This window comes from Corallococcus sp. AB032C, assembly GCF_003668935.1.
GTDB classification, from domain to species: Bacteria; Myxococcota; Myxococcia; order Myxococcales; family Myxococcaceae; genus Corallococcus; species Corallococcus exiguus.
On sequence record NZ_RAWP01000004.1, the window covers coordinates 101,678 to 117,680 of the forward strand.

Below are 16,003 nucleotides of genomic sequence, written 5' to 3' on the forward strand. Positions count from 1 at the left end.
AGACACCCACTCGCGCTAAACACGCTATTCCGTCATGATGGCGAAATGCGCCGGTCTCAACTCAATGCGTTTTTGGCCGCCGTTCACCCGCGAGTGCTGAGCCTGATGGCCTTGGGCGTCATCGCGACCCAGGCGGGCTGTGCGTCCCGCCCCGAGTCCGAGCAGGACAACCTGGAGAGCACCACCGCCGCGGTCAACAGCGGCAACATCCTCTTCGTGGGCAACAGCTTCACGCATGGCAACGAGGAGCCGGCCTATTCGTACAACAAGTCCGCCGTCACCGACACGAATGGCTCCGGCCAGGGCGGCATCCCGGGCATTTTCAAGAAGCTGACCACGCAGGCCGGATTCACGTTCAACGTGAGCCTGGAGACGGCCAGCGGCCAGACGCTCCGGTGGCACCACACGAACCGGGCCTCCACCATCGGTCAGGCGACGTGGAACACCGTCGTGCTCCAGGAGCAGAGCACGACACCGCTGCCCACCTCGCGCGGTGGCTCACCCACGGGCTTCACGGATGCCGCGCGCGACCTGCGCACCCTGGTGCGCGCCGCGAACCCTTCCGCGAACTTGTATCTGTATGAGACGTGGTCGTCGCCCGCGTCCGTGGGCACGCAGGGCTACCCGAGCGGGACCGCGGGGCTCCAGGCGATGCAGACCGACCTGCGCGACGCCTACTTCAAGGCCTACCGAGACCTGGGCTTCACGGGTGTCGCCCGCGTGGGCGATGGCTACATGCGCGCGGTGGACCAGAACCTGGCCGACCCGAATCCCGCGGATGGCATCTCGCCGGGGATGTTCAACCTGTGGAGTGCCCAGGACAGCCGGCACTCCAGCAAGTACGGCAGCTATCTGTCCGCGGCGGTGCTGTTCGCGAAGATCACCCAGGCGGATCCCCGCGGTCTGGCGACGGGCACGGGCAGCGCGGCGGCCGACCTGGGCATCAGCGCGGCCGATGCGGCGAACCTCCACCGCGTCGCCTACGAAATCACCTCGCTGCCGGATCCGGTCGTGAACGCGCCCACGCGACTGCGCGTCACCGGCGCGACCTTCACGGGTTCGGTGACGGCGGGGACGCCGGCCACCGTTACCGGCAACACGCAGCTCGCATCGATCACGACGTCGGAGGGCATGTTCACGAACCTCGTGGGCGCGACGGCCAACGGCATCACGAGCACCAACACGCCGAGTGCCCGGGGCACGGTGCCCGCGAACGCCAGCGCGGCCTCCACCGGGCTGAGCATCCACGACGGCACGAACAACCTGAACACGGGCCACTTCCAGTTCGCCGCGGCGTTCACCACGAAGACGCGCTTCTTCATCATGGACAGCACGCCCACCAACACGACGCTCGGCGACGACGCCACCGTCACGCTGATCAACGCGTCCAATCAGGCCGTGGGCAACTACTCGCTTGCACTGCTTGCGAGCGACTTCACCCCTTCGGCGACGGGCAACACGTCCACGGCGCTCGCGACCATCTCGTACACCAGCGGCGTGGCGAGCCTCACCGGCAACCCGGTGGGCACGGTGCAGTCCAAGCTGGGAGGCGTATCGTTCTCGCTGGCGGACCTGGGCGTGACAGACGTCGCGAGCGTCAGCACCGCCACCGGCCTCCGCATCTCCAGCGCCACGCTGGACCCGAACGTCGTCGGGCTCTACACCGTTCCCTGACGGCGCGGCCTCGGGAGTCAGGCTCATGGAATGGGGCGCCTGGCCCACCCCCCACGCGAAGGACCCGTGCCCCCGGGGACAGGATAACCTTCGCGCCTCCCTGCTTCAGGAGCCCTCATGAGCCTCGCCTACCGCCGACGGAGCACCCTGCACCGGGGCTGCACGCTGAGCTGGTTCGTGGAGGGAGACGGTCCGCCGGTGGTGATGATCCAGGGGGTCGGCGTCGGCGCCACAGGGTGGCGGCCACAGGTGGAAGGCCTGGCCTCCCACTTCCGGTGTCTCTGCCTGGACAACCGGGGCTTCGGCGCCAGCCAGCCGCCAGGCGAGGCGCTCACGGTGGAGCTGATGGCCGACGACGTGCTCGCCTTGATGGACGCGCAGGGATGGAAGAGCGCGCACATCATGGGGCACTCGCTGGGCGGGCTGGTGGCGCTGTACCTCGCGCACCAGGCACGTGAGCGGGTGCGCAGCCTCGCGCTGCTGTGCACGTTCGCGACGGGCGCGGTGCCCACCCGCCTCACGCCAGGCCTGCTGCTCATGGGCCTGCGGACCCAGGTCGGCACGCGGCGCATGCGGCGCCACGCGTTCCTCCGCATGGTGCTGGCACCCGAGGAGCTGGCCCACGCCGACAAGGACGCGCTGGCGGAGCAGCTCGCGGAGCTGTTCGACCATGACCTCGCGGACCAGCCGCCCGTGGCGATGCGCCAGTTCCGAGCCATGCGAAGCGCGGACGCGACTCCGTTCCTCCAGGGGCTGGCGGGCCTGCCGACCCTGGTCGTGAGCGCCACGCACGATCCCATCGCGCCCCCCACCGCCGGGCAGGCCCTGGCGGCGGGAATTCCTGGCGCTCGCTTCGTGGAGCTCCCCCACGCCTCGCACGGCGTGCCCCTGCGCATCCCGGATCGCGTCAACGCGCTCCTGAAGGAGCACCTGGACGCCGCGGAGGGCTCCCGCCAGTCGGCCATGGCGTACCGGTAGAACGCGCCGCTGGCCTAAGCTCGCGCCGTCCTCCCCGCCGCACCCCAGCCCCCCATGAGCCAAGACGCCACGCCCCCTGTCACAGAGAAACACGGTCCGCTCGGACCGCTCGCGCTGTCCCTGTCCGGTGGGGGTTATCGCGCGGCGGCGTTCCACCTGGGGACGCTGCGGTTCCTCGACACCGTGGAACTGCTGTCCGATGTCGTGGGCCTGTCCACGGTGTCCGGTGGAACGCTCACGGGCCTGGCCTGGGTGGTGAGCCAGCTGGACGGCAAGCCGTTCAAGGCGTTTCACGAGACGTTCTCGGCGTATCTGCTTCAGACGAATGTGATTGCGGAGGCCCTGACAGGGCTGACCTCCAACCGCGACCACGGCAGCCATGCCTGGGCCAGCCTCATCCGGTCCGCCGCGGAGGTCTACGCCCGGCCCGACTTCCTGGGCGACCGGCGCTTCGGCGAGGTCCTGGACGCAAGCGGACTCCAGCTCCAGGAGGCCATCTTCAACACCACCGAGTTCCACACCGGCCTGGACTTCCGCTTCCGGCGCAGCAACAACCCGCTCACCGTCCTGGGCAACAACGGCTACCGGATGCCTCGCCCGGTGGCCAGCCACGTCCGGTTGGCGGACATCGCCGCCGCGTCGTCGTGCTTCCCGGGCGGCTTCGAACCGCTGGTGTTCCCGCAGCAGTTCCACTGGCCCCAGGGCTATCCGCTCGCCACCGCGCTGGCGGCGCTGGGCCCGGGCTTCCAGAACGGCCTGCCGCTGATGGACGGCGGCATCTACGACAACCAGGGCATCGACAGCCTGTTGCTCGCGTTCAACCGGGCGGATCCGCCGCCCACGCTCGTCATCTCCGACGTCAGCGTCCAGAGCCCGGAGATGTACAACGTTCCGGAGAACCCGACGAAGCGCGGCTGGGTGACGCTGAACGGCGTCTCCTGGTTGGCCTACGGCCTCTTCTTCCTCACCCTGCTCTCCGCCGCCATCCTCGCGTGGCGCGGGTTCGAGACCGCTCAAGCGGGCGACTGGGAGCCCAAGGATTACTTCCTCTACCTCATCCCCGGCGTGCTGACGGCGTCGGTGGCGACGGCGCTGGTCTGGGTGCGTGCGCGGCTGACGGACGTCATCACGCTGGTGAAGCGGCAGATGGACCTGAACGTCTGGCCGTCATTCAAGAAGCTCACCGTGCCGGAGTTCACGCAGATGCTGGTGCTCCGCGCGACGTCGCTGCTGGCGCTGACGACCAAGGTGTTCATGAAGCGGGTGCGCGGGCTCGTGTTCGGTCAGGTGTATGGGGACTCGCGGTTCAAGGACCGGCGCATCTCCAACCTCATCTCCGCGCTCACGGTGGACCGGCCCAACCTGTTCGCGAAGCACCCGTGGCTCAAGCCCGGTGCGCACCTGGTGGCCATGGGCACGCAGGCCTGTCAGATGCCCACCACACTCTGGTTCACGGACACGGCCCAATTCACCGCGGTGGAGAGCGCGGGCGCGGCCACCCTCTGCTACGTGCTCCTGCGTCACATCGTGGAGCACCACGCCGGACAGTACGAAGCGCAGGGCCAGCCGTTGAATGCCCTGTACGAGCGCCTGCGCCAGGAATGGGCAGTGCTCAACCAGGCCGGTGTGCCGTCGCAGGAGCAGCAAGCCGTGGCGGCCTAGCGGCCCCGGGACTGGCGGACGCCTCGGGTTTCGCGTGCATCGGTGGATGCCATGAGTAGGATTCTGGCAGCCCCAGCCCGGAGACCCGATGACATCCTCCACCGACACGCAGGACCCGTACGAGCGCATCTACCGCGTCTGCGAACAGGTGCCCTCTGGACAGGTGGCCACCTACGGAGACATCGCCACCATCGTCGGCGGGGCCTGTGATGCGCGCACCGTGGGCCATGCGATGGCGGCGCTGGGTTCGCGAGCGTCGACCGTGCCGTGGCAGCGCATCATCAACCGCACGGGAGGCATCAGCACCTCCGGCCACCGCCAGCGCGAGCTGCTGGAGGCCGAGGGCGTCGCCTTCGATGACGCGGGCCACGCGCGCATGGACGCGCACCACTGGAAGGGCCCGAGCGAGGCCTGGGCACGCGCCAACGGCTTCAGTGTGCTGCCGCCCAAGGACGCGCCCGCACCCGACGCGCAGCTCAAGCTCTTCTAGGGCTCACGGAGCGTCCGGGCGACCGGATACGAGCGGAAAGCGCTCGCAGGCTCGCCTGCTTTTCAGAGCGGAATAAAGGCGTCAGCCTCAGGTCCTCGCCCACTGCTTGGACCTCCGAAGAATGTCCTCTCCCCTGCTCCGCTGGGGCCTCGCGCTCCTGATTTGTCTGCTGGCACCCGTCGGGTTCGCGAAGGAAGCCAAGGTCCGCAGGGCCAAGGCGAAGGCACCGCGCCTGGTGCGGATCCACACCGGCCACCGGCTCCACCGCGACGCGGCGTCCGCCTTCGAGCGCATGGCGGAGGAGGCGCGCACGGCGGGGCAGCCCCTTCTCGTCACGAGCGGGTGGCGTTCGTATCAGCAGCAGCGCTTCCTGTGGCGCCGCTACCGCAAGGGACTGGGGCCCAAGGCCGCGCGGCCGGGCCGCTCCAATCACAACCGCGGGCTCGCGGTGGACCTGGTGGTGGGCAGCGAAGAAGCGTCCCCCACGTATGACTGGCTCGCGGGCAACGCGTGCCGCTTCGGCTTCCGCCGCACCGTGGCGTCGGAGCCGTGGCACTGGGAGTACCGGCCCAAGAGCACCTCGGCGCCCGACGACGGCGAGGACTGCATGGGCCGTCCCCTGGACGTGGAGCCCACGCCCGCCGTGGTCCGCCAGGACGCGAGCTAGGCCGCGTGAGGCGGCAGTTCCACGATGAACTTCGCGCCGTGATCCGGCTCGCTCTCGACGCGGATGCTTCCGCCGTGCGCCTCGACGATGCGTCGCGTGATGAAGAGCCCCAAGCCGAGCCCTCCGTAGTTGCGTGAGGAGGCGCGCTCAAAGCGCTCGAAGATGCGTGCCTGGGATTCGAACGGAATGCCCATGCCTTGGTCCTCGACGGTGAGCCGCGCCCGCCCCAAGTGCTTCGCCACCTCCATCCGGATGGGATGACCCGCGCCATACTTCATCGCGTTGGTCAGCAGGTTGAGCATGACCTGCTCCAGCCGCAGCCGATCCCAGCTCCCCCACACCGGCTCCCGGGCCACCAGTTCGAACTCGCAGCCTGCTTTCTGCAGCTGCTCCGCGACGTGGCCTGCCACGTGCCGCGCCACCGCCATCAGGTCCATCTCCTCCAGGTGCAGGTCGATCCGCTTCTCGTTGACGCGGGAGACGTCGAGCAGGTGCTCCGCCAGATGCGACAGCCGCTGGAGCTGGGATTCGAAGACCTCCAGCATCCGCTTCACCCTTTCCGGGGACAGGGGGCGCGCTCCCACGAGCACGGACTCCATCTGCTGCACCCGCAGCCGCATGGAGGTCAGCGGGGTCTTCAGCTCATGGGAGGCAATGGACAGGAATTCATCCCTCGCGCGGATGGACTCCTGCGCCGAGCAATAGAGCTGCGCGTTGTCGATGGAGAAGGCAGCCCGGCGGCCGAGCTCCTCCGTCAAGGCCAGCTCCGCCGGTGAATACGTGCGCCCCGGATCAGGGGAGAGGAGATACAGCACGCCCAGGGTGCGGCCTCGCGCCTGGAGGGGCACGCCGAGCGAAGGCCGGTCCTCGAGCGGCCGCAGGTCCTCCGGCAGCTCGTCGGGATCCCACAGGCCCTGTGACGCTTCGGAGACCTCCGACTCTCCCGTGGCCAGCACCCGGGCTGGACCGTGGAGGGACTCCGGCTCCGGCGGATGGCGTCGCAGGAACTCCCGCACGCTCGCGGCGCGGGCCGGCGAACGGTCCGCCACCGCCACCGGCCGCAGACCCACGCCTTCCGTCCGCACGAAGAAGACACACAGCTCCGCCAGCAGGGGCACGGCCAGCTCGGCGACGCGCTGGAGCGTGGTTTCAGGATCGAGCGAGGCCACCAACTCGCGGCTCGCCTCGGCCAGGAACCGCTGTGACACCTCCATCCGCTTGCGCTCGGTGATGTCGGTGGCGACTCCACAGAGCGCGTAGGCAACCCCATTGGCGTCGAGGAGCGGGAACTTCTGCGTGAGGTGGATGTGGATCCCATCGTCGTGCTGGAGCCGCTCCTCGCGTTGCACGGCGACCCGGCTCTGGAAGATGTCCCGGTTGGCCTCGTGCAGCGTCTCCGCGATGTTCCGGGGAAAGACATCGAAGACCGTCTTGCCGGCGACCTGTTGCCGGGTGCGGTGGAAGAGCCGCTCCCACTCGCGGTTCACGAACAGGAATCGCTCCTGCGTATCCAGGAGGAAGAACACGGTCGGCGCGTTGTCCAGGATGGCGCGCAGCCGCTGCTCGCTCTCCTGCAACGCCTCCTCCGTTCGCTTCCGCTCGGTCACGTCGATCAGCACCGCGAGCGAGCGGACCATCTTCCCGGAGGTGTCCCGCTCCACGATGGCGGACAGCAGGATGTCGATGAACTGCCCGCTCTTCTTCACGAGCTGGTACGGCACGTCCTTGCACACCCCTGTCCTGTAGTACTCGGGCAGGACGACCTCGCGGGCGTACCTCCGGGACTCCGGCGTGAGGAACTCCACCGATTCGCGCCCGAGCACCTCCGCGCGCTCGTAGCCCAGCGTGCTCAACCAGAAATCGCTGACGCTGATGAGCCGCCCGCGTGGATCAATGGATTGCATCATCACGGGCGTGGTGTTGTAGAGCGACCGGTACTTCTCTTCGCCCTCGCGCGCCGCGTCCTCGGCCCGCTTGAAGTCGGTGACGTCGCTGATGACGGAGGCGCCACCGCGCACCTGGCCGGCTCCGTCGCGAACCGGACTGGAGCTGACGTGCAGCCAGGTCCCCGCCGGCCTTGAGGCATTGCGCAGGAAGACCTCCGCGCGGCTGACGGTCTCCCCCCGGAGCGCCTGGCTCATGGGCAGGCGCTCGGACGGATAGAGCGTGACCTGGTCCGGCAGGTAGAGCCCGAAATGCGCCGGCCAGCGGCTGACCGGCTCGTCGGTGGGCCCCATGCCCAGGATGTGTTCCCCCATCGGGTTGATGAACACGAGGTGCTGGTGCTCATCCGCCACCAGCAGCCCCTCGCCCATGCTGGCGAGCACGGCGTCGAGGAGGCTGCTGTACTCCGGTGGCGGGCCACGCGGAGGCGGATGCGCTGGGCTGTCGTGCAGGCGGGCCATGGGACGCGTGGAGGGGACGGAGTCTTCCCTCTTCAACGATGGGGGCTCGCCCGCCCATGTGCCAGACGTCGCCTGCCCGGCGTTACTGGAGGGCTTCCAGCAGGGCCGCCTGAAGCGCCTTCCGGTTCTCGGGGAAGCGCTGGTTGGGATAGGGCCGCGCTCCGCTCAGGAGGGTTTCATACTGCTGGTACATGGGGTCGGAGCGTGCGGGCTCCTGCTGATAGAAGGCGCGGTTGGCCTGGAGCAGGTAGCGAGGCCGGGTGCCCTGGGGGCCGTCTTCACTGAAGGCGATGAGGCTGCGCGTTCCGGGGTCCTGCATGAACGACGTGAAGGCTCGGGCATCCTCCGCGCACGTCCCCGTGCAGTTCGCGTTGAGCACCAGCGCATCCACGAAGACCGCCGGCGCCGAGCCCGCGCCCAGCGGGACCGAGATGACCTCCGGGAGCGGCATGGAGGGCTGTGACTGGAGGATGTAGAACAGGCGCTCGGTGTAGCCCATGAAGCCGTTGGCCTGCTCCTGGGCGAAGGCCACTTCCGCCACCGTGTTGTCCGCGTAGCTGCCATCCAGGCACGGGTTGACGCCCGCTTCGAGCGAGCAGCTGTCGACGACGTCCGCGAACGCGTTCAGGGTCGGTGAGTCGAGCGGCAGCGAGATGGCGCTCGCGAGCGCATCCCCCGGATGCGTGTCCGCCCAGGCATCGATGTACGAGGAAGGCAGCGTCCAGCTCCCATCGAGGTTCGTCGCCAGCGGGCGCTTGCCGGGCGCCGCCTCGCGAAGGATTCGCACGAGCGAGGCGCTGTCCGTCGCGGACCGGATGTTCGTGGTCCGCGAATAGACGACGTTGGTGCAAAGGTAGGTGGGCACGCCGTAGTTCTCACCGCCAATGCGGACAGCCTCCTCCGCCGCCGAATGCACGACGCCCGCTTCCAGCGCGACCGGCTGGATCCACTTCTTCGCCGCGAGCGAGCCGAGGATCAGCGTGTCCACCTCCACCACCTGGGCGGCGCTGGCCTCCGTGCCGAGCAGCTGGTTCAGCGTCCCGCCTTCATCCAGGTCATAGACATCCAGGTTGGCGTCGAAGACGACGTCCAGGTCGATGTCCGGATGGGTCGCTTCGAAGTCGGCCTCCAGCCGCTGCTCCAGGCTGGCGAAGCTGTCCCCCGCGGAGTCGGGGATGTATGGGAACAGGACCGCCTTCAGCGGACGCCTGGGAGTGGGGTCGGGATCGGATGATTCCGAGCAGGCGCTCAGGACCAGGACGGCGGGGCAGATCAGGGCTCTCCAAATCATTGCGGGTGACCTCTCTGAAGGAATGCCCGCTGGCGCGCGAGCGGTCCGGGGCGGGATGATGGCCGGGTGATGCGCGATTCGAAACGGGTGCTGGCGGTAGGGGCGTTCCTGCGGGTCCGTGGGCGCGCTCGTCCTGCTGGCCGCGTCCCACGGCTGGAGCTTCTGGCGGCTCGTCACGGGCCTTTCAAGGCATCCGGAAAGCCCCCCGGCTCTCCCTCCGACGGACGATTAGCACGAACGTGTGTCAATCCACCCAAAGTGGGTATTTCAACAGCGGGCCTCACAGTTCATAAAGACGCTGATCCGTGGTCTCGGACGTTAGACGACCGGAGTCTGCCAGCACCCACGCAGACGCCATCGGGTACGTCTGGCGTGCGCAGGGATCGCGATAGCCTTTGTGCCTCATCTCCCCGGGGGTTTGATGCCGTCGACATTCACGTGGCTGGATCATTCGGAGCACGATCGACGGCGTGTGCTCGAAGCCGTGGACCGCTTCAAGGAGACGGACACCCGGGACGAGCTGGGGCTCGGCGCCATCCGTGACGCCTTCGCGGACCTGCTCTTCCCTGGAACGAGCACCATCCAGACGCGTGCGCGCTACTTCCTCTTCGTGCCCTGGATGTATCGCCAGCTGCATGAGAAGCGGGTGACAGCGGACAAGGTCACGTCCCGCGCTCGCAAGGAGGAGATCCACCTGCGGGACGCGCTGCTCCAGACCGTGGACACCGTGGGCGTCATCGGGAAGGTCGCGGGCGCCGCCCTCAAACGCCTGCCCAGCAACGTGTACTGGCAGGGCCTCAGCGCCTGGAAGATCCGCCTCTATCCGGGCTCGCAACAGGAGTACCACCGCTACTTCGAGCGCCTTCACACGGCGGACGAGGGCGGCCGCGACGACGATGGAGAGTCGCTCGATGGCGGACGAATGGCCCCCTGGCATCTCCACCTTCCCCCGGCCCCGGACACCTTCCCCGAGGGCGCGGATTTCGAGCTGCGTCCCGACGAGGCCCGATACATCGCCGAGCGCATCTGCTTCTCCGCTCCGCGGTCGCTCCTCGCGTTCCTGGTGCTGAGAGGCAAGACAGTGGACGCCGACTATCCCTGGGCCCATCCCCAGTTCGCCGAGTTCCCCTCCCACATCCAGGACCTCCTCCACCATGGCCAGCTGCTCGCGGAGTCCCTCCACGGAGCGGCATTGCTCTACAACCTCATGCTCGCGGAGGAGCTTCCTCCCGGTCCCCACAAGGACGAGCGCACCGAGACCTTCCGTCAGGAGCTGGAGGCCTGGGTGACCGAGCTGCAGCCGCGCGGCGGTGCCATCTCCCGTTGGAACCGCGCGGACTTCTGGTCCCTGGTCCAGAAGCACGCCCGCGTGAGCGGGGCCACCCACCGCTTCGTCGAGCAGTGGCAGGAGTACGCGCCCTGGCAGAGCCTGAACCGCGCCGCCGACGACGTGTCGGTGCGAAGGCTCGTGCGTGACCGCGAGCGCCAGCTGAAGGGAGCCCGTGCACGGCTTGGAAACCCGCGAGCACTCGAACTCTGGAACGGAGCCTCCGGTGTGGGCCGCCTGGACTACCGCTGGCCCAGCGCCACCCGCATCGTGATGGACATCCACGCCGGACTCGGAGGCCGCCATGCTCGCGCCTGACACGCGCAGGGTCTTGCTCGAAGCGCTCAGGCCCCCGGAGGGCTTCCACATCGACCGCGCCCTCGCGACCACCTACACGCTCGACCTGATGGCCATGCTCACCGCGCCGCTGGCCTTCTCCCTGTTCGATGGGATTGGGGGCAAGGCGGACGCGTCGAGCAGCGCGGAGGCCAGCGAACATCTGAACCCGTTCGCCTTGCTGAAAGCGGTCCGCGCCCACGCCGAACGCACGACGGTCTTCTGCCAGAGCACACGCATCTCGGCGCCGCCCAGGTACCAGCGACTCCTCGCCTACCTGGAGGACTCCGTCGTCGAGGTGAACGCCCCGAGCGAAGGCGGCGTCTTCCACCCGAAGATGTGGGCGCTGCGCCTCGTGGGCAGTGAAGGAGAGGTCGCATACCGCGTGCTCTGCCTCTCACGGAACCTCACGTTCGACCCCTCCTGGGATACGGCGCTCGTCCTGGACGGCGACCTGGCGGACCGGCAACGAGCCTTCTCCGCGAACCGCCCGCTGGCGGACTTCTTCCGCGCCCTCCCCTCCCTCGCCGTGCGCCCTCCTCCACAGCGGGTACTGGACGACGTCGCGCGCATCGCCAGCGAATTGGAACGGGTGCGCTTCGAGATTCCGGAGCCCTTCGAGGACCTGCGGTTCCATCCCCTGGGCCTGCCGGGCTACACGCGCCCCCCCCTGGAGACGGCGCCCCGGACGCTCATCGTCTCTCCCTTCGTCACCGCGCCCGCACTCGAGGAGCTCGCGGCGGGCGGAATTCTCGTCTCCCGCTTGGATGAGCTGGCGAAGCTTCCTCCGGAAAGCCTCGCGCCTTTCGAAGTGCACGTGCTGCACGACGGCGCGGAGATGCTGGAGTTCAGCGACGCGGGGGAGACGCCCGCTCAAGGAGGCGAGGACTCACCTCCACCCTCTGGACTGCACGCCAAGCTGTTCGTCCAGGACGAGGGCTGGAACGCTCACGTCTGGACGGGATCGGCCAATGCCACGAGCGCGGCGTTCCACCAGAACGTCGAGTTCCTCGTACAGCTGACGGGGAAGAAGAAACAGGTAGGCATTGATGCCCTGCTCGACGGTCGCCAGGGGGAACCCGGCCTGCGCGCCCTGCTCGCATCATGGACTCCGCCGGAAAAGCCCACGGAGGAGGAGCCCTCCGCCAAGGCCCTGGAGGAACGACTGCGCGTCGTCCGCAACCAGCTGGGCCGGGTGACGTGGATCGCCGAAATCACGGAGGGACCCGACGGGTATGCGACGCGCCTGCGCTCCGAGGCCCCGGTCGTGATTCCCGCGGACCTCGCCGTGATCGTCTGGCCCATCTCGCTTCCCCGGGACACCTTCGCGCGCCCCCTGGAGTCGCATGCGGGACACGCGGGCGTGGACTTCGCGGCACGCAGCTTCGAAGCGCTCACGGCCTTCTTCGCGTTCTCCCTGACCACCACCGTGGGGGAACAGCGGGCCGAAGCGGTCTTCGTCGTCACCGCGATCCTCCAGAACGCCCCCGCGAACCGCGCCGCGCGAATCCTCCAGTCGATGCTCGATGATCCCGCCAAGGTGCTCCGGTTCCTGAGGATGCTGCTGGCCTCGGACCCGTTGGACATCCTGGAGGGCCTGGCGGGACTGGAGATGACGGGAGCCGACCCAGCCGGACCCCGCGCTGGCGCTGGCGCGGAGGTGCCGCTCCTCGAAGCCATGGTCCGGACGTTGGACCGGGATCCGTCGCGCCTGGATGCCATCCATCAAGTAGTGCAGGACCTCCTCTCGACCGAGGAAGGGCGGCGGCTGTTGCCGGACGGCTTCCTCGCTGCATGGGAGCCCCTCTGGGCGGCGCGGAAGTTCCTGACGGGGGAGGTGGCAGCGTGAGTCGCTCATCGGAGACGGAGATCCTGGCCAGCGCGGAGCGCGCGCTGCGCGGCCTGAAGGACTTCCAACGGGAGACGGTCGACTACGTCTTCGAGCGCCTCTTCTTCCCGGATGGTTCCGGCCGCTTCCTTGTCGCTGACGAGGTGGGACTGGGAAAGACGATGATCGCCAAGGGGGTGATCGCGCGGACCGTCCAGCATCTCCGCGGCCGGGTGGACCGACTGGATGTCGTCTACATCTGCTCCAACGCGGACATCGCACGCCAGAACGTCAGCCGCCTCAAGCTCGAGGGGGAACACGTCACGCTCGCCTCCCGCCTGACATTGCTCCCCAAGGCGGCCCAGCGACTCAAGGACTCACCGTCCCGCGTCAACTTCATCTCCTTCACGCCAGCGACGTCGTTCGACCTGGGTGGAGGACTGGGGCATGTGGAGGAACGCCTCCTGCTCCACGCCATGCTGAGTGAGTTGTGGGGGCTGGGCACCAGCGCGACCGCGATGAACGTGCTCCAGGGAGGCGTGGACAGCGAGCGCTTCCGTGAGCGCGTCCGAAGCACCCGGCTCGCGGACTTCGACCCGACGGGAGACAGCACCCGCTATTTCGCGAAGGAACTCGACAAGCGCGCGGCAGAGGCCCGGCAACGAGGTGAACCGGACCTGCGTACGCGCTTCGACGAGCTCCGCCAGGCGTACTCCACCTCCAGGAGCCAGCCGGACGTCGCTACGTCCCGGTTGCGCTCCCGGCTGGTGGGAGAGCTGCGCTCGGCGCTCGCATCCAGCTGTGTGGCGACGCTGGAGCCCGACCTCGTCGTCCTCGACGAGTTCCAACGCTTCAGCCATCTGCTCGATGGGCAGGATGAAGCCAGCGAGCTGGCGCGCGCGCTATTCGACTTCGAGGGCGTGCGGACCCTGCTGCTCTCCGCGACTCCGTACAAGATGTACACGACCGCCAGCGAGGCAGGCGGTGAGGACCATTATCAGGACTTCGCCCGGACGCTCCGCTTCCTCGAACGGAAGCTGGAGGGAGCTGGCGACATCGACAAGCTCTTCCAGCAATACAGGCAGGGCCTCATGGCGCTGGGAGACGCGGAGCGGCGAAGCGAACTCGAGGCCGTCCGCGGGAAGCTGGAAGATCGGCTGCGGCAGGTGATGGTGCGGACCGAACGGCTGGCCTCCACGCCCGACCGCAACGGAATGCTCAAGGCGGTGACCCCATCCACCGCGAAGCTGACGCGCGACGACGCGCTGGGATACCTCGCACTCCAGAAGGTCGCCCGGCTGTGCGCTCACCACGACACGCTCGAGTACTGGAAGAGTGCCCCGTACGCGTTGAGCTATATGGACGAGGGATACAAGCTCAAGCGCACGCTCCTCGAGCGGAGCGAGGACGGTCAGGCGCGACTCGATCTGGCCCGGGCGCTGACGGCCCCTGGCAACCTCCGGCTCCCCTGGGCCGCGATCGAGCGCTACGCGGAGATCGACCTGGGCAATGCTCGGATGCGAGAGCTCGTGGCTCAGACCCTCGGGCGCGGGGCGCACCGCCTGCTCTGGCTTCAGCCCTCGCTCGCCTACTACCGGCTTCGCGGTCCCTGGGCCGAGCCGGGCACGAGTGATGTCGGCAAGCGACTCGTCTTCTCCTCCTGGAAGTTCGCGCCCAGGGCCATCGCGGCCCTGTTGAGCTACGAGGCCGAGCGGCGGATGTACGGGCGCGAGGAGCGCGACGGCTACTCCTCCGAGCGACGGCGCCGCAGGGGTGCGGCCCTGCGCTTCCAGGTGACGGATGGGCGCCCGACGGGCATGCCCATCCTGGCCCTGCTCTATCCCAGCGTCTTCCTCGCTCGCGCCTGCGACCCGGTGCGCTTCGCGGCGGAGTCGTATCGTGACGGTGCGCCGGAAGAGGGGCTCGTCGAGCTCGACGAGGTGCTCGCGGCGGCCCGCATGCAGCTCGAGGTCGCCTTGAGGCGGCTGCCATCCGGTCCGAAGGAAGGACGCGTGGACGAGCGGTGGTACTGGGCTGCGCCTCTCCTCCTGGATCGAGCCATCGAGCCGGTCACCACCGCGCAGTGGTTCGACCGTGCGGACCTGCCAGAGCTGTGGATGGGGACGAACGACCCGGAGCAGGCGGAGCATTCGTGGCACGCCCACGTGGAGGTCGCGAGGGAGATGTTGCGTGGCGAGGGGGAGCCCTTGGGGCGCCGGCCTGACGACCTCGTGGACGTCCTCGCGGAGATGGCGATCGCGGCACCAGGCGTCACGCTCCTCAGGTCGATGCTTCGTGTCCTCGAGCTTCGCACCGATGCGCTGACCGACACGGAGGGCATGCGCATCCGGGATGCCGCGGCAATGGCGGCCTGGGCGTTCCGGGCCCTGTTCAACCAGCCGGAGTTCGCGGAGATGCTGCACCGCGAGGTCGCCGAGCCCAAGGACCTGCCCTACTGGAGGGCCGTGCTCCGCTACGCAGTGGACGGCTGCCTGCAGGCCGTGCTGGACGAGTATGCGCACGTGCTCCGAGACCATCTTGGACTGCACACCGGGAGCGCCGCGGAGCGGGTGCATGAGATCGCGGAGAACATCGCGGAGGCGTTGTCCCTGCGCACCGCGAGCCTGACCACCTACGACGTGGAGCCGAGCGAGGGCGGACGGACGGTCCAACAGAAGGACCACCGCATGCGCTGCCACTTCGCCTTGAGGTTCGGAGACGAGAAGTCCGACGATGGGCAGGTGGCCACCCGCGCGGACTCCGTGCGAAAGGCGTTCAACTCTCCATTCTGGCCCTTCGTGGTGGCAACCACCTCAGTGGGACAAGAGGGCCTGGACTTCCACGCGTACTGCCATGCGGTGGTGCATTGGAATCTGCCTGGCAACCCGGTGGACCTGGAGCAGCGAGAGGGCCGGGTCCACCGGTACAAGGGACATGCTATTCGAAAGAACGTGGCGCGGGTCCACGGGCTGGAGGCCCTCAACGCCGCGGCGACGGACGTCTGGGAAGTGATGTTCGAGAAGGCACGCCAGGCACGTCCGGAGGGAGCGACCGACATCGTTCCGTACTGGGTATACCCCGTGGACGATGGCGCGCGGATTGAGCGGCATGTCCTGGCGCTCCCGCTGAGCCGCGAGTTCGAGCGGGCGGAGCGCTTGTCCAGGTCACTCGCCATCTACCGAATGGCCTTTGGTCAGCCACGGCAAGACGACCTCATCAACTATCTGGTCGAGACCGTGGATCCCCAGGTCCTGGAACATGCGCTCGCCGCGACACGCATCGACCTGTCGCCCTTCGCGGCGGAAGTCGCATCCTCGGCGGCCTCGACCTGAGGCATCGGTGCCG

10 protein-coding genes are annotated in these 16,003 nt (G+C 68.4%); 8 read left to right on the forward strand and 2 right to left on the reverse strand.

All coding sequences use genetic code 11. The features are described 5' to 3' along the window. The first annotated feature begins 105 nt into the window (after positions 1 to 105). The 5 genes from D7X99_RS02800 to D7X99_RS02820 all read left to right on the forward strand — a co-directional run bounded on the left by D7X99_RS02800 (position 106) and on the right by D7X99_RS02820 (position 5,471). Positions 106 to 1,674, forward strand: coding sequence for a cell division protein FtsK (locus D7X99_RS02800; RefSeq protein WP_233613057.1), 1,569 nt, complete (start codon positions 106 to 108; stop codon positions 1,672 to 1,674). A gap of 117 nt (positions 1,675 to 1,791) precedes the next feature. Beyond that, positions 1,792 to 2,652: an alpha/beta fold hydrolase gene (locus D7X99_RS02805; RefSeq protein WP_121776359.1), complete on the forward strand. Its 861-nt coding sequence runs from the start codon at positions 1,792 to 1,794 to the stop codon at positions 2,650 to 2,652. Between the two features lie 54 nt (positions 2,653 to 2,706). Next, the gene (locus D7X99_RS02810) at positions 2,707 to 4,314 is read left to right on the forward strand and encodes a patatin-like phospholipase family protein (RefSeq protein ID WP_233613058.1); all 1,608 of its coding nucleotides are present in this window, start codon (positions 2,707 to 2,709) and stop codon (positions 4,312 to 4,314) included. Between the two features lie 88 nt (positions 4,315 to 4,402). Then, complete coding sequence (locus D7X99_RS02815; protein WP_121776360.1) at positions 4,403 to 4,804, forward strand: MGMT family protein; 402 nt, start codon at positions 4,403 to 4,405, stop codon at positions 4,802 to 4,804. Between the two features lie 121 nt (positions 4,805 to 4,925). Further along, positions 4,926 to 5,471: a D-alanyl-D-alanine carboxypeptidase family protein gene (locus tag D7X99_RS02820; protein WP_120593538.1), complete on the forward strand. Its 546-nt coding sequence runs from the start codon at positions 4,926 to 4,928 to the stop codon at positions 5,469 to 5,471. Here D7X99_RS02820 and D7X99_RS02825 read toward each other — a convergent pair. Both D7X99_RS02825 and D7X99_RS02830 read right to left on the reverse strand, forming a co-directional pair. After that, positions 5,468 to 7,876, reverse strand: coding sequence for a PAS domain S-box protein (locus tag D7X99_RS02825; RefSeq protein WP_121776361.1), 2,409 nt, complete (start codon positions 7,874 to 7,876; stop codon positions 5,468 to 5,470). The genes D7X99_RS02820 and D7X99_RS02825 overlap by 4 nt on opposite strands. Before the next feature lie 82 nt (positions 7,877 to 7,958). Next, positions 7,959 to 9,167: a hypothetical protein gene (locus tag D7X99_RS02830; RefSeq protein WP_121776362.1), complete on the reverse strand. Its 1,209-nt coding sequence runs from the start codon at positions 9,165 to 9,167 to the stop codon at positions 7,959 to 7,961. Positions 9,168 to 9,588: 421 nt separating this feature from the next. Between D7X99_RS02830 and D7X99_RS02835 the strand changes: the two genes are divergently transcribed. From D7X99_RS02835 to D7X99_RS02845, 3 genes are read left to right on the forward strand one after another with little or no spacing between them, the layout of a single operon-like run. Beyond that, the gene (locus D7X99_RS02835; RefSeq protein WP_147476010.1) at positions 9,589 to 10,812 is read left to right on the forward strand and encodes a DUF6361 family protein; all 1,224 of its coding nucleotides are present in this window, start codon (positions 9,589 to 9,591) and stop codon (positions 10,810 to 10,812) included. Then, positions 10,799 to 12,679 (forward strand): phospholipase D family protein, encoded by a 1,881-nt coding sequence (locus tag D7X99_RS02840; RefSeq protein WP_121776364.1) that lies wholly within the window; start codon positions 10,799 to 10,801, stop codon positions 12,677 to 12,679. The genes D7X99_RS02835 and D7X99_RS02840 overlap by 14 nt, the downstream gene beginning before the upstream one ends. Further along, positions 12,676 to 15,990 carry a helicase-related protein gene (locus tag D7X99_RS02845; RefSeq protein ID WP_158626908.1) on the forward strand — a complete coding sequence of 1,105 codons (3,315 nt, stop codon included), beginning with the start codon at positions 12,676 to 12,678 and terminating at the stop codon, positions 15,988 to 15,990. The genes D7X99_RS02840 and D7X99_RS02845 overlap by 4 nt, the downstream gene beginning before the upstream one ends. Positions 15,991 to 16,003 lie beyond the last annotated feature (13 nt).